Origin of the sequence: Aquibacillus kalidii (assembly GCF_014280935.1) — a bacterium.
Classification (GTDB): domain Bacteria; phylum Bacillota; class Bacilli; order Bacillales; family Amphibacillaceae; genus Aquibacillus_D; species Aquibacillus_D kalidii.
In genome coordinates, this window is record NZ_JACLZI010000036.1 from 437,435 (window position 1) to 451,025 (window position 13,591).

The 13,591-nt window shown below is 36.3% G+C and carries 15 protein-coding genes and 1 riboswitch; of the genes, 7 read left to right on the top strand and 8 right to left on the bottom strand.

Annotation, left to right across the window (positions count from 1 at the left end; translation table 11 throughout):
* Nucleotides 1-10 precede the first annotated feature (10 nt).
* Nucleotides 11-757, top strand: coding sequence for an oxygen-insensitive NADPH nitroreductase (nfsA, locus tag H7K77_RS09875; protein ID WP_186577644.1), 747 nt, complete (start codon nt 11-13; stop codon nt 755-757).
* Between the two features lie 53 nt (nt 758-810).
* Here nfsA and H7K77_RS09880 read toward each other — a convergent pair whose 3' ends face one another.
* Nucleotides 811-1,260 carry a hypothetical protein gene (locus H7K77_RS09880; protein ID WP_186577645.1) on the bottom strand — a complete coding sequence of 150 codons (450 nt, stop codon included), beginning with the start codon at nt 1,258-1,260 and terminating at the stop codon, nt 811-813.
* A gap of 281 nt (nt 1,261-1,541) precedes the next feature.
* Here H7K77_RS09880 and H7K77_RS09885 point away from each other — a divergent pair, with 281 nt between their 5' ends.
* Genes H7K77_RS09885 through H7K77_RS09910 form a run of 6 tightly spaced genes read left to right on the top strand, consistent with a single transcriptional unit; the run spans nt 1,542 to nt 4,957 of the window.
* Nucleotides 1,542-2,015, top strand: a complete 474-nt coding sequence (locus H7K77_RS09885) for a YhcN/YlaJ family sporulation lipoprotein (protein ID WP_186577646.1) — start codon at nt 1,542-1,544, stop codon at nt 2,013-2,015.
* A 15-nt stretch (nt 2,016-2,030) separates the two neighbouring features.
* The gene (spoVAC, locus tag H7K77_RS09890) at nt 2,031-2,507 is read left to right on the top strand and encodes a stage V sporulation protein AC (RefSeq protein ID WP_186577647.1); all 477 of its coding nucleotides are present in this window, start codon (nt 2,031-2,033) and stop codon (nt 2,505-2,507) included.
* Nucleotides 2,507-3,517: a stage V sporulation protein AD gene (gene spoVAD, locus H7K77_RS09895; protein ID WP_186577648.1), complete on the top strand. Its 1,011-nt coding sequence runs from the start codon at nt 2,507-2,509 to the stop codon at nt 3,515-3,517. The genes spoVAC and spoVAD overlap by 1 nt, the downstream gene beginning before the upstream one ends.
* A gap of 3 nt (nt 3,518-3,520) precedes the next feature.
* Entirely contained in the window at nt 3,521-3,871 is a 351-nt protein-coding gene (gene spoVAE / locus H7K77_RS09900; RefSeq protein ID WP_186577649.1) for a stage V sporulation protein AE, read from the top strand.
* Nucleotides 3,872-3,878: 7 nt separating this feature from the next.
* Nucleotides 3,879-4,097, top strand: a complete 219-nt coding sequence (locus tag H7K77_RS09905) for a DUF1657 domain-containing protein (RefSeq protein WP_186577650.1) — start codon at nt 3,879-3,881, stop codon at nt 4,095-4,097.
* A 2-nt stretch (nt 4,098-4,099) separates the two neighbouring features.
* Nucleotides 4,100-4,957: a DUF421 domain-containing protein gene (locus tag H7K77_RS09910; RefSeq protein ID WP_186577651.1), complete on the top strand. Its 858-nt coding sequence runs from the start codon at nt 4,100-4,102 to the stop codon at nt 4,955-4,957.
* Here the strand turns inward: H7K77_RS09910 and H7K77_RS09915 are convergent.
* From H7K77_RS09915 to H7K77_RS09945, 7 genes are all read right to left on the bottom strand, one after another.
* A complete protein-coding gene (locus H7K77_RS09915; RefSeq protein WP_186577652.1) occupies nt 4,949-5,926 on the bottom strand; it encodes a zinc-binding dehydrogenase in 978 nt (325 codons plus the stop codon). The genes H7K77_RS09910 and H7K77_RS09915 overlap by 9 nt on opposite strands.
* Before the next feature lie 294 nt (nt 5,927-6,220).
* A complete protein-coding gene (locus tag H7K77_RS09920) occupies nt 6,221-7,651 on the bottom strand; it encodes a hypothetical protein (RefSeq protein WP_186577653.1) in 1,431 nt (476 codons plus the stop codon).
* A 161-nt stretch (nt 7,652-7,812) separates the two neighbouring features.
* Nucleotides 7,813-8,676: a DUF1028 domain-containing protein gene (locus H7K77_RS09925; protein ID WP_186577654.1), complete on the bottom strand. Its 864-nt coding sequence runs from the start codon at nt 8,674-8,676 to the stop codon at nt 7,813-7,815.
* A 217-nt stretch (nt 8,677-8,893) separates the two neighbouring features.
* Complete coding sequence (thiT, locus tag H7K77_RS09930) at nt 8,894-9,460, bottom strand: energy-coupled thiamine transporter ThiT (protein ID WP_186577655.1); 567 nt, start codon at nt 9,458-9,460, stop codon at nt 8,894-8,896.
* A 90-nt stretch (nt 9,461-9,550) separates the two neighbouring features.
* A riboswitch (TPP riboswitch) is annotated at nt 9,551-9,653 on the bottom strand.
* Between the two features lie 118 nt (nt 9,654-9,771).
* Entirely contained in the window at nt 9,772-11,571 is a 1,800-nt protein-coding gene (locus H7K77_RS09935; RefSeq protein WP_186577656.1) for a M3 family oligoendopeptidase, read from the bottom strand.
* Between the two features lie 160 nt (nt 11,572-11,731).
* Nucleotides 11,732-12,595, bottom strand: coding sequence for a manganese catalase family protein (locus H7K77_RS09940; protein ID WP_186577657.1), 864 nt, complete (start codon nt 12,593-12,595; stop codon nt 11,732-11,734).
* 176 nt (nt 12,596-12,771) lie between these two features.
* Nucleotides 12,772-13,239, bottom strand: a complete 468-nt coding sequence (locus H7K77_RS09945) for a DUF6884 domain-containing protein (protein ID WP_186577658.1) — start codon at nt 13,237-13,239, stop codon at nt 12,772-12,774.
* Nucleotides 13,240-13,591: the final 352 nt, after the last annotated feature.

The following is a 13,591-nucleotide window of genomic DNA, read 5'->3' on the forward strand; positions in this document are numbered from 1 at the left end:
AGTTCTTTTTATGAATACTACAATAGAAACCATTTTAAACCATCGTTCCATCCGGAAATTTACAAATGATAAAGTTTCAGATGATCAATTAAATCTTATTGTGGAAGCAGCAAGCAAAGCATCCACTTCTAGCTATTTAATGGCTTATTCAATTATAAGCGTCACTGATGAGGAAAAGAAAAAAGAATTAGCTCAGATTACCAATCAACCTTACGTGCAGGACAATGGACATTTATTACTATTTTGTGCAGACCTGTATAGAAACTCTGTTAATGGATCGGAAAATGAATATGAGGAAATGACTCTTAACCTAGAAAATACGGAACACCTTCTTGTTTCAACCATTGATGCTGCACTAGCAGCTCAGAATGCAACAATAGCAGCAGAGTCTCTTGGTCTCGGGATTTGTTATATAGGGAGTATTCGAAATAATATGGAAAAGGTTGATCAACTTTTCCACTTACCAAAGCATGTTATCCCATTGTTCGGTCTTGCAATAGGAACACCGGATCACAATCCAGATCAAAAGCCACGTTTACCAAAAAAGGCCTATTTCTTTGAAAATGAGTATCCAAATCATGATCAGCTCACACAAGAAATTGAACAATTTGATTCGAAGATAGCTGCCTATTACAAAGAACGATCCTTTAACCAAAGGCAGGATTCGTGGTCAGCGCAAATGACACGAAAGCTAACAATACCTACAAGAATGGATGTAACGACATACGTACAGTCAAAGCAATTTAATAAGAGATAAACATCCTATAACAATTTCATCAAAAGAAAAGGCTACCTGTTGGTAGCCTTTTCTTATTCAAATACAATTGGTTTATTTGTTTTAATATCCACTGTTTCTCCATCTGTAACAAACTGCGTATGGATATATAACATGTGTTCTCCCCTATCAAGCGGCTCATCATTTTTAGGCTCTTGAGGATGGTAAATGTCACCTGGATTGAGTGTTTTCGTAACAGGGCTACCAGTAAAGTGGGCATTACTACGATTAACTGACACTGCAATTAAGGGTGTTCGGTGTTCAATCGTAATCGGTTCTTTCCCTTGATATTCTATAGAGCGCAATATCTGATATCCTTTATTTTCAACCTTTTCTACTCTCAAATGAACAATAAAGTCCCCTTGTTCTTCCCTTATTTTCACTGTATCTTTTAATTCCGCTGTTGTTGTTTCATTTAAAAAATAGACTGTCGCCATTCCAAAAACGATTAGAATTAATGTCAAAACCGATATACGTTTTATCAACCGGACAACCCTCCTTCTCCGTTTATTTCTTCTATAATTTAAGACGTTTGTATCATCTAAAATGTTTCACTTTTTTTATAATTTCTGGAAATTTTTTTAACCCTAATTTAAGCTGTACTTCATATTATGACATATTCAACGCACTTTTTGTTATAAAATGTAAGATTTTCTCAAGAATATTTACCATGGTTTTTTCTCACTCTACTAGTAAGCTTGTTTGATTTGACCACCTAAGTAAAAAGATTTTTGGAAATTAAATATTCTTTTTTAGGATGATGAAAATGATACTTACTAAACCTAAACATATCCTAAGTATTCTTCTACTTACGATACTAATCAGTGGTTGTAATACGGACGAAAACGATAACCGTATAACGATGAAAGATTCTGACGGTGACGTTACTAAAATAAGCAACACGTCTCCTATTGATCAATCGCTTACTAATAAAGCTAAAGAATATGTTCGAATTAATAATGAGATTGAATCCTTAAGAGGGATTAATACAGAGGAAGATTTACTCTTAGCAATTAATGTTGAACAAATACAGCAGTTTAAAGAGCAAAACCATGAATCGAGGATACAAAAAAAATTAGAAAAAATATTTCCTGAAACGAATATAGAAGTGTCCTCAGATCAGAAAATATATATTGAAGTTGAAAAACTCGAACAAGAAATACAAAATAATGCATTAGACAAAGAAGAACTAAAAAAAAGGTTTGATAAAATAAAAAAACTTATTAATGACGAAGCATAAGAAAGGGAGATTAAAATGTCAAAAAAACAGAATAAATTAACTCCCGAGCAACAAAAATATCAGCAATTTGCAAAAAAGCGGGAAGTGAAACGACCGGTAATTAAAAATTGTATAAAAGCCTTTTTAGTCGGTGGAACAATATGCACAATCGGACAAGCGATTTCTACTTTTTACATGTACTACTTCAATTTTACAGAACAAACAGTAGGAAACCCTACTGTAGCCACATTAATCTTTATTACAATGCTTCTAACAGGTTTCGGTGTTTATGACCACATCGCACAGTTTGCTGGTGCAGGAACAGCGGTTCCAGTAACAGGATTTGGCAACGCGGTTATTTCCGCATCTATTGAACACAGAACCGAAGGATTTGTACTAGGTGTAGGCGGAAATATGTTTAAGCTTGCCGGTTCAGTTATTTTGTTCGGTGTTTTTTCTGCTTTTATTATCGCTTTAGTTAAAACAATCCTAATACAATGGGGTGGATTATAATGTTATCTGGAAATAGAACATGGAATTTCGAAAATAAACCAGTAATTATCTCGACAGGAGCTGTAGGTGGCCCTTTTGAAGCTGATGGAAACATACCAAATGACTTTGACTTACTCCATTCTGATCTGTGGATGAACCAGGATTCCTTCGAAAAGGCTCATAAATTATTAATGGATGAAGCCTGTCAAAAGGCTTTAGAAAAAGCAGAAATACAAAAGGAACAAGTACAATTCTTTTTAGGCGGTGACTTAATTAACCAGATAACCCCTACTAGTTTCTCTGCAAAAACACTTGGAGCACCTTACCTAGGATTGTTCGGTGCTTGTTCTACTTCTATGGAAGGTTTAGCATTGAGCGCCTTTATCGTTAATGGAAAAGGTGCTAATTACATTCTTACTGGCGCCTCCAGTCATAATGCTGCTGTAGAAAAACAATTCCGGTATCCTACAGAATATGGAGGTCAAAAACCTCCAACTTCACAGTGGACTGTTACAGGTGCAGGCGCAGCATTAGTTAGTGATAAAGGTGAGGGACCTAGAGTTACTTCCGCAACAATTGGAAAAGTAGTTGACATGGGCATATCTGATCCTTTCAATATGGGAGGAGCAATGGCGCCAGCGGCCGTGGATACGATTGAAACTCATTTGAAGGAACGAGGAGTCGATGCCTCTTATTACGATTTAATTATTACGGGTGACCTTGCACATATTGGGAGAGAAGTTTCATTAGACTTATTCAAAAAAAACGGTACAAAAATTGATGAATCAAAATATGTTGATTGTGGATTAACTGTTTACCGCGAAGAACAACCCGTGTTCGCTGGTGCTAGTGGTGCTGGATGCTCAGCAGCAGTAGCTTATGGCCACTTTTTAAATCGGATGAAAAAAGGTGAGATAAACAAAATATTAGTAGTTGCTACCGGTGCTTTACTATCACCATTAACTACCAAACAAAAACAAAGTATCCCTTGTATTGCCCATGCTGTCTCAATCGAAAATGGAGGTGTTTAAGCAATGGTTTTTCTATGGGCTTTCCTAGTTGGTGGGTTAATTTGCGTTGTTGGCCAAATAATGTTTGATGTATTTAAATTAACTCCTGGCCATACATTGAGTACTTTAGTTGTAGTCGGTGCATTGTTAGATGGTTTCGGCTTGTACGAACCATTAATTGACTTTGCGGGGGCAGGCGCTACAGTTCCGATTACAAGCTTTGGTAACTCTCTCGTTCACGGCGCCATGGAAGAGGCTGAAAAACATGGTTTAATCGGAGTTATCACTGGAATGTTTAAAGTAACAAGTTCTGGTATTTCTGCAGCGATTATATTTGGTATGATAGGGGCTATTTTATTTAAACCGAAAGGATAACAGGAAAATGTCGGAATCTACTCAAGTTAAGCACTGTATAGCAAATATTAAATATATTCAAAGCACGTTATCAAGTTTATCGAATGGTTCCCAAACTGAGGATGCTTCACAAGTATTCAATGACACAATGTTATTATTAGATGAAGTAAAAAGCGACCTATCTTTTCGTATTATAGAACAGACGAAAGGCAATAAGGAAACAGGCAAAACTGAAGAGGAGAAGTAACTATGTCTGAATGGCTGAATGTTGTTTTAAGATCAGTAAGCTTGTTAATCATCTTATTTGTTATTACAACTATATTAGGAAAAAAACAGCTCTCTCAATTAAGTGTTTTTGAATATATTACAGGAATAACGATAGGAAGTATTGTGGCCGAAATAGCCATTAGTACAGAAAGAAAGTTTTCGCACGGCATTATTGGGGTTGCTGTTTGGTTCTTTATCCCTTTATTTGTCAGCTTTTTAGCAATAAGAAATAAAAAGTTTCGTGACATTGTAGAAGGTAAAGGTACTGTTTTCGTCAAAGATGGAAAGATACTTGAAAATAATTTAAAGAAAGAAAAATTTACGACAGATGAATTATTAGAAAAGTTACGTAATAAAAACATCTTTCAGATCACAGATGTAGAATTCGCAGTTCTTGAAACTGATGGTAGCCTAAGTGTTTTACAAAAAAAAGAAAACCAACCGTTAACACCAAAAGATTTAGGTGTAACGGTTGCTTCTATCAAAGAACCCCAAACAGTAATTATGGACGGTGAAATTTTACTAGAACCTTTAGCTTCCACAGGGATGAGTGTAAATTGGTTAAAGACAGAGCTGACCTTACTAGACGTTTCTTTAGATAATGTCTTTCTAGGACAGATAGATCAATCAGGAGAACTGACGGTTGATTTATATGACGATCAACTGAAGGCACCTACTTCCAAAGAAAAACCATTATTATTAGCTAGGTTAAAGAAATGCCAAGCAGAAATGGAATTATTGGCTTTAACGTCTGAAGACAAAAAAGGTAAACAAATGTACTATAATAATAGTAACAAGCTTAAAGAGGCAGTTGAAAAAATAACGCCCTATTTAAATTAAGAGACCTATTTTTCCAAATTGATTGCCATCTCTGAGATAATCAAACGCATCTCCCGTTGCACTTAGTGGGTATATTTTATCCACTATAGGCTTAATATTATGCTTTTCAATAAACTGAAGCATACTCTGTAATTCCTCCTTACTTCCCATTGTGGAACCTAATAATTGATATTGTCCATAGAAGAACTGTCTTATATTTATAGATAGCTCATCTTCAGTTGTTGCACCAAATGTCACCATTCTGCCACCTCGCTTCAAAATAGCAAGAGCACGATTAAATGTTGCTTTACCAACGCTATCAATAACTAAGTCAATCTGCTCATTTTTCAGGATCTCTTTCCAGTCACTATTCGTATCAATCGCAAGATCAGCACCAATATCGATTGCTTTCTCTCTTTTTTGAGGGTCTCTCGATGAGACAATTACTCTCGCGCCCACAGCTTTCGCAAATTGGATTATAAAAGTAGCTACACCACTTCCAGCCCCAGGTATAAAAATTGTTTCACCTGGCTTAATGACACCTTTAGTAAAAAGGGCTCGATAACCAGTCAAAGCAGCTAGTGCCAGTACCCCTGCTTCTTCCCAATTTAAGTGCGCAGGTTTATGTTCAATGTAATCTTCTGATATGATAAATTTCTCGGCAAATGTCCCATGATCAGGCAGCCCTACAATTTCAAATCCTTCCGGAGGTGCATCGCTGTTTTCTTTCCAACCTAACCCAGGATTAATTATTACCTCGTCTCCAACCTTAAATGCCTTTACCCCCTCACCCACTTGTTCAATAACACCAGCACCGTCAGAACCAAGAATTAAAGGTTCAGAATTGTTTCCTCTTCTATTTGGAATATTCAAATCACGATGATTTAGACCAGCAACCTTTAAAGCTACAATAACCTGCCCTTCTTTCACAACTGGTTCATTTATGTCCGTGTACACAACCTCATTCCCTCTATGTACAAAAGCCTTCATTTTAATAATTCCTCCTTCTACCTTACCTTTTGATAATATGGTATCACATCCCCATTTCCATTTACGAAGCATAAGTATCCGATTCACTTCAACTTTATCTTAGCAATGCCCCTAGATGAATGTACTCTCATGTGTGTACAGCTCTCCCATGAGCTAGCAAGGTAACAATTATCCATGGACATATCAATTAGTTCTTTTTCCCCTTCTATAATCTTCAAGTTAAACCTACCAGTACATTTAAAAAGAACATTAAAAGCCAGGTTAAAAATCACCTGGCTTTTTAATAGTTATTTATTAAAACAACAGCAGTGCACATGTTGTCGATACAATTAAACCTAAAATAACAGGAACGAAATTTTTACGTACTAAGTCCATTACAGGTACGCCACAAAAACCCGCTACTGCAACTAAAGAGGACCAAGCAATAATGGTACCCCCACCAGTCCAAATTGAGCCCATTTGACCTATTGCTGCTAAAGTAGATGGGTCAATTCCACTATTAGCAAGCGCTCCTGATAACGCGCCGGTAAGTGGTAGTCCTGAGAATCCAGATCCATCAAGGCCAGTAATAATTCCGATAATTAAGATACTAAAAGCTGCTAAGAATGCATTTTGTGGTAAATACTCCTGAGTAGACTTTACTAAATCAAAAAGTAAAGCTGGCTTGGCTTCATCTCCCAATGATAAGATACTACCTGCAAAATCTGAACTTCCTAAAAAGAAAAAGCCTGCAATTGGAATAACCGGACCCATTGCTTTAAAAGCAAACACAAACCCATTTATAATATGTTCACTCACATAATCTAAAGAACGATGTTTACCAAATGCAAAGGAAGAGAACAATAATAAGATTATGGCTACACCACCAATAAATGCCGCACCATCTCCCCCTTCAAATCCGCCCATTCTCCCTGAGGTCAGTTTTGTTGAAACCATAATAATCATGACAGCTAACATTGAAACAGGCACTACTACCGCAAACACCTTGCTCCAGAGTGATAAGTTTTTACTTTCCATAATTCTGGATGATTCCTCTTCTGAACCTTGCATGGATGCCAGTTCATTTGCAACCATCGGGTCATCTTTAGACCTTATTAATTTACGATTTAAGAGGTACGCTAAACCAATGGCAACTAAACCTGTAATCAGGGATAAAACCAACACTTGATTTAGTATTGTTCCCGCCTCTACACCAGCAGCCTTTGCAGACAATCCTGGTGCTACTTGTATAATATAATCAGAAGATAAAGCCATCCCCTGACCAGCTAAAGCTACAGCCATCGCCCCCATCATAGCAGGAAGCCCTGCACGAATAGCAGCTGGAACTAATAAAGCACAAATTAATGGAATAGCCGGAGTTGGCCAAAAGAATAATGATATTATATACGTTACCCCTACTAATACAAAGAAAGCAACATGACCGTTAATCATCACCTTTTGAATCGGCTTAATCATTCGTTTATCTGCACCTAAATCTCTTAAAGAGTGCAATAAAGCTACCATGAAGGTAATGATTAAAAATATATTAAAAAGCTCTTTGGCAGCGACCAAATTAGCATTAAATACTGCTGTAAACCCATCTATAATGCTCCCTTGATAAACCCAAGCCACAAGAAATGTACCCAATAATGTCGGGAGTACAACTCCTCTCCTAAACATCATTGTTACGATAATGGCTAATGTAAAGAGACCATATAATAAATGAGACACTGTCAATTCTGCCATACCTGTATCGCCTCCTATTCTCAGTTAAAAAAATAACTGTGCTATAACCTATGCTCATAGCTAAATCTAGGTGACGATATTCATTTCATACAGAATCTTCGGATAGTTGTATGAAATTAAAAAGAGTTGTCCCAAAAAAGGACAACTCCATTTAACGCATGTTATTTATTCTTTATAAAATCTAACACTTCTTTATCTAATTTGCCTTTTTCTAACTCACGTTCTTCAAAGTTTTCTGTATGTATGAATCTGGTAAATTGATCATACAGCTTGTTATCATCAACCTTTTGATCATGTAGATAACCAAATTTAATCAAACCGTTGATAAGTTCCTCTCTAACTTCACCACTAATCTCTAGAATATTTTCGGTTTTTGTTTCTCCGAAGTACAATTGCTGTAAATGATAAAGGCGAATTAATTCTTTGATTGGTTCAGGGTGATCATCAACTCGTAGATCAATTAATACATCATTTAATCCACCGTATCCTCCTTTTTCTTTCACAACATAAATTGCAGCTGATTGTTTACCACGGCTATCTCCGCCAGCCTCTTGCGCAGCATCTAGTGCAGCCAATAATTTTTCAGCTAAAGATCCTGTAGTTTTTTTAAATCCTTCTCCTAAAGCTGTAACTGTTTCCTCATTTACTAGTATATTCCCTTGCGCAGCAAAATTTTCTCCCGTTATTCCTCCAGCCCAATCGTAACAATTATTCCCAGTAAATGTTCCTACATTACCTTTGGCATCGACTATGCCAAATTGTCTATCTTCCTTATCTGGATCTTTTTCAGTTAATAATTGGATGACTTCTTCCACTGACTTACCACTTTCTAGCAAGGCTAATCCATCCGGTCCGTAAGCCGGGTTTGCAAAAGCTTGTGTAGCAATTGCACCAACTCCTGCCTTGGCCCATGGTACCACAGAACCTACTGCAATGAATTTCGATTGAACCGCTATCCCTAGTTCCTCTGTTTCCGGATCAAAACCTACAATTGAAAAGGTTGCAACAATATCTTTCTTTTTCATGATTACCTCCATCATTATAATATTTGTTATCGTATCGCAAGTGGGATATAAAGTATCACCGTATCATAGACCCATTTTTTATAATGGAAAGGCTTTTACCTCCTCTAACAGGAGTATCTATTAAACCTTTTTTTGAAAACAACACCCGCAAATACTTGTTAGATACTTTTATTATAGATAAAAAGAGCCCCCTAAGTATAGGAAAGGCTCTTAATAATCAAATTTTAATCAAACGCGGTTGTCTAGAAAATAACAACCAAACAGCCACGGTACAAATAATAAAGGATGGTAGCATATAGGTTCCGTTATATGTAATCGAATACCACCAGACGGGAATCCCCTCAGGCGCATATTCCTTAAAAAATACAACACCAGCTAGTATATGGGCAAGATAGCGAACACTACACCCCAATAAAACACCCATGATTACATTTCGTATAAATGCTCTACTATTTTCGGCACTAATTGCTTTTCTAGCTTGTTTTGCAAATAGACCCGCAAGCCCTAACCCAGCAAATGCTACACCATATTCCAATATTGCTTGGAGCCAATGTCTAATATGCGGTTCTATAATTAATTGTAAAAGGCCATATAATAAACCTGCTAATAAACCACCCTTTGTCCCCCAACGAAATGCAACTAAGAAAATCGGAATCATCGCAAGTGAAACAGAACCACCCTGTGGCCAGATTTTAAATGATAAAAATGGGATAAGGTCTAAAACAATCGCAAACGAGGCAAAGATAGCCACCTCAACTAAAAATAACGTTCTTTTTACATCCATCTAATTATACTCCCCTTCTATTTTTGGCAATAAAAAAACAATGCCATAGGGAAGCTTCCTGATGGAGAAACCCAAATACATTGATACTATACCATCAACAGCCACCATCCCTACGCTAGAATTAACTAACAGGTTCAAAGGGTCTGACAACAAGTCACTCTCAGCCAATAAAAAGGCTCCCCCTGAAGGCTTTGTTTATTTATGCTATTTTAACAGTCGTAATTATACACAAGTATGGTAAACCTAGCAACATTATTAATTTCATAAAAAATGCCTAGTAGTATAATTACTAGACATTTTCTATAGTAAAATTATTGCTTTGTTTCCGTTAACTCAAGAAATTCTTCTACATCCTTTATACAAAGTTGGATGCCTTTTTGCCAAAAATCTAGTTGATTGAGTTCTACATTCAGATGTTTCCTAGCTAACTCTTCCACTGTCATACGACCTGTGTCCTTAAGAAGTTCATTATAGGATTCTTCAAAAGTTTCGGGTGCTTCCACTGCATTAGCATATATGCCTAAACTAAATAAATAGCCAAATGTATAAGGGAAGTTGTAAAACGGTACATCTGTTATATGAAAATGCAGTTTTGATGCCCAGAACGTTGGATCATACTTCTCTAATTCCTGACAATACGCTTCTTTTTGAGCCTCTTCCATAATTTCATTCAATCTATCTGCAGACACTAGTCCTGTTTTTCGTTCCTCATAAAACCTTGTTTCAAATAGAAATCTAGCATGAATATTCATAAAAAAGGCAACACTTCTTTGAATTTTGTCTTCAAGTAAAGAAATTTTTTCTTCCATAGAATTAGCGTTCTTTACAGCTGCATCCGCCACGATCATTTCCGCAAAGGTAGAAGCTGTTTCAGCAACATTCATGGCATATCCTTGATTCAATGTTTCTAACTCATCCATAATATGTTGGTGGTATCCATGACCTAATTCATGTGCCAAAGTGGCTACGTTTGCTGCACTGCCTGAATAGGTCATAAATATTCTCGTTTGCTTACTATCTGGAAAACTAGTACAAAATCCACCTGGGCGTTTTCCAGGTCTGTCCTCTGCTTCAATCCAATTTTCGTCGAATGCTCTTTGTGCAAATGTCGCCATTTTTTTACTAAACTTCCCAAATTGCTCTACAATCATCTTAGCCGCTTCATCATATTCTACTTTCTCTGTGGATGAAACAATAGGAGCTTCCAAGTCATACCAACTAAGTTTTTCAAGACCAAGTAATTGTGCTTTTCTCTGTAAATAAGACACAAAAATTTGTTTATTTTCAGTAATGGCTTGCCACATCACCTCTAATGTTTTAGAGTCCATCCGGTTATATGTGAGTGGCTCCTTTAATACATCTTTCCAGTTTCTGTGTTTATATGTCTGTAATCTAAAACCAGCTAAGTGATTAAGTGTTTCGCTAAAGAGATCTGATTGTTCAGACCAAGCACCTTCTAATGCTGTAAATGCAGCTTTACGCTTCTGACGATCAGCATCGTTTAAAAAATTTGCTGCTTGACCAACTGAATAATTTTCTTCTTTCCCATCTTGATTAATATGCACCGTCATTTTACTCACAATAGCATCATACATTTCTCCCCATGCATGGTACCCATCAACAGATAGGTCATTAAGAAGCATCTCTTGAGCTGGTGGGAGTTTATCCTTAGCCAATCTTCTTCTTTCATCAAGAATAAAAGAAAAAGGTTTAAGTTCAACACTATTAACTAGTTTAGACCAGGAAGATTCTTCTATTTTAACTAAAAGATTATCTAGTTTAGTTAAACTACTTTGATAGATCGCGAACAACTCATTTCTTCTTCCTACTAGTAACCTAGCCTTTTTGTCATTTACATTTTGCGCTGATAAACATCCGATAAACGCCGAAGCTTCATTCAATTGTTTGGTAGTCAAATCTAACGTGTTAATCATTTTTTCTAAGCTACTAGAATCTTCACCTAAAATAGATAAATCTATATCTGCTAAATTAGACTCCAATCTATCCATGTTATCACTTAGATCTTTCAAATATGTATCAAACTTTACTGATTCACTTCCACCTGGAAACAGGACATCTAGATCCCAAACTTGACTGTATTGACTTCCCATCATCATTTCTCCTTTATATTAACTTTATCCATTTTATATTACTAAATAATATGCAAGAAAGGTATCATTTCACTGCGAGAACTTAGAAATAGTTACCACAGATTTCTTCTCAAATGAGTAAAACGGACAACAAATATGTTGTCCGTTTTCTATAGTCTGATTAGTACTTATCTGGATCCGGGTGAATATTAGATGTCCTTAAAACATTTAGTGGTGTGTCATGTAGCCATTTTGGTGCAGGACTTAACTTTGGCTTTTTCCCAAAAGGAACAGGATTTTCTACATAATTGAAGACACCTAGGCCATCCATGCTAGTTCCATACGCCCAGCGCCCAGTGGCACTCTCGTTTCCAGCAGAATAATTAAATAATGTATATGACACTTCTTGTTTTTCTAGTTCCCGAGGGAAAGTACTTGGTACTACGACGTTTTCTTTTGCTTCTAATTCAGCGATTGCTGCTAACCATTGGTTTTGATGCATCGTGTCACGAGCAATTAACCAAGAAAGCATATCCTTAACCCCACGGTCATCAGCTTCTTCGTATAATCTTACAGCTTGTAAGCGCCCCATGGACTCAGCTGTCAAGTTAGCTCTCATATCGGCTAACAGATTACCACTAGCTCCAATGTATTTTGCAGACCATCTATTCCCTACACTATCAGCCGGTAAAGCTCCTGCTCCGGATACGATTGCATGCTGAGGATTCGTTCCACCTAAAATAGCAGCCACAGTTGGATCCGTAACAGCTTGGTCAAGATCTACCTCCGGTGTACCGTCTAGTAATCTAGCGATCATAGTTGCAAGCATTTCTATATGAGCAAGCTCTTCCGCACCTGTATCCATCAGTAAGTCTTTATATTTACTATCGCCACCTCTCGTATTCCATCCTTGGAACAAATACTGCAGTGCGACAGACATTTCACCGTATTGCCCACCTAAAATTTCCTGTAATTTTTTTGCAAAAATAGGATCGGGTCTTTCCGGTTTAGCTCTATACTGAAGCTCTTTAACATGATAAAACATTCCTAAACACTCTCCCTTTAGATGCTTTCTGTATTGGTACCTTTTATCATTAATTCCCATTTAACCTGAAGATCTTCTCTTTTAAGTAAAAGAATTAATGTATCTCATGGCCCCTATACTTATCTATTCAGGAGAAGGCAATATGTGCATGGTCTAAATTGAAGCTTATTAATAAACTAAAACATTTGATGTATTGGTTTCTTATTTAACACACTTTCCTTTAATGTTCTTTGCATGTGTCCAATCCCTTTAGAACCTAAGAGCGGGAATTGAATGGTAACATCTTTATGAAAACTAGCTTCTACTATTGGACGGTATTTCTTTCCAGTTAGTACAACGATATTTTCATATTTATTTAAATTTTTATAAATAACTTGATTTTTCAACGTATTAATCGAAATAATTTCGTCACTTTTCATATTAAACGTTACATCATAGTTTCCTGACACTGTATCTACAGGTAACAAAAAACCATGTTTTGCCGATAAAATAATCCAGTTATCAAAATAAGTTGTGGCGTATTGCTCGCACAAGCGATGAAAAGTCCCAATATAGGCTTCTTTTGCAGAAACAGCACCCAAATGAGCATACTTATCCCAAATCTTTTTCCTGCCACAGGGAATAATACATAATTCTTTCTTCATGGTTTCCTCCTTAGAACGTATTATTACTATTTTAACATGAACGAGATCATTAACCGTCAGTCATACCTCTCACCCAAACCGTTATATTTTCTAACATAATAAGTAATGTTTTTTCACTTATATACCTTTAAATTCCAATAACCACCCTTTTAAAGAAAGCGTTTCAAAAACGTTCACAATTACATTGTTTTCTTACAGTATTAGTTATGGAATCGCTTACCGATATTGCTACTTTTCTTAAATGTCAGAAAATTTTCACTAAACCTGTTGACCTTCTATTAAAATGGTTGTATTATTGTCGTCAATCAAAAGATTTCGTAACTTAATAGAAACGTATTCCTTATAAAAATTT

Excerpts from the sequence above, each read along its gene's own strand:
- nfsA (WP_186577644.1), top strand. The coding sequence starts at position 11 with ATGAATACTACAATAGAAACCATTTTAAACCATCGTTCCATCCGGAAA.
- H7K77_RS09885 (WP_186577646.1), top strand. The coding sequence starts at position 1,542 with ATGATACTTACTAAACCTAAACATATCCTAAGTATTCTTCTACTTACG.
- spoVAC (WP_186577647.1), top strand. The coding sequence starts at position 2,031 with ATGTCAAAAAAACAGAATAAATTAACTCCCGAGCAACAAAAATATCAG.
- spoVAD (WP_186577648.1), top strand. The coding sequence starts at position 2,507 with ATGTTATCTGGAAATAGAACATGGAATTTCGAAAATAAACCAGTAATT.
- spoVAE (WP_186577649.1), top strand. The coding sequence starts at position 3,521 with ATGGTTTTTCTATGGGCTTTCCTAGTTGGTGGGTTAATTTGCGTTGTT.
- H7K77_RS09905 (WP_186577650.1), top strand. The coding sequence starts at position 3,879 with ATGTCGGAATCTACTCAAGTTAAGCACTGTATAGCAAATATTAAATAT.
- H7K77_RS09910 (WP_186577651.1), top strand. The coding sequence starts at position 4,100 with ATGTCTGAATGGCTGAATGTTGTTTTAAGATCAGTAAGCTTGTTAATC.
- H7K77_RS09915 (WP_186577652.1), bottom strand. The coding sequence starts at position 5,926 with ATGAAGGCTTTTGTACATAGAGGGAATGAGGTTGTGTACACGGACATA.
- H7K77_RS09920 (WP_186577653.1), bottom strand. The coding sequence starts at position 7,651 with ATGGCAGAATTGACAGTGTCTCATTTATTATATGGTCTCTTTACATTA.
- H7K77_RS09925 (WP_186577654.1), bottom strand. The coding sequence starts at position 8,676 with ATGAAAAAGAAAGATATTGTTGCAACCTTTTCAATTGTAGGTTTTGAT.
- thiT (WP_186577655.1), bottom strand. The coding sequence starts at position 9,460 with ATGGATGTAAAAAGAACGTTATTTTTAGTTGAGGTGGCTATCTTTGCC.
- H7K77_RS09935 (WP_186577656.1), bottom strand. The coding sequence starts at position 11,571 with ATGGGAAGTCAATACAGTCAAGTTTGGGATCTAGATGTCCTGTTTCCA.
- H7K77_RS09940 (WP_186577657.1), bottom strand. The coding sequence starts at position 12,595 with ATGTTTTATCATGTTAAAGAGCTTCAGTATAGAGCTAAACCGGAAAGA.
- H7K77_RS09945 (WP_186577658.1), bottom strand. The coding sequence starts at position 13,239 with ATGAAGAAAGAATTATGTATTATTCCCTGTGGCAGGAAAAAGATTTGG.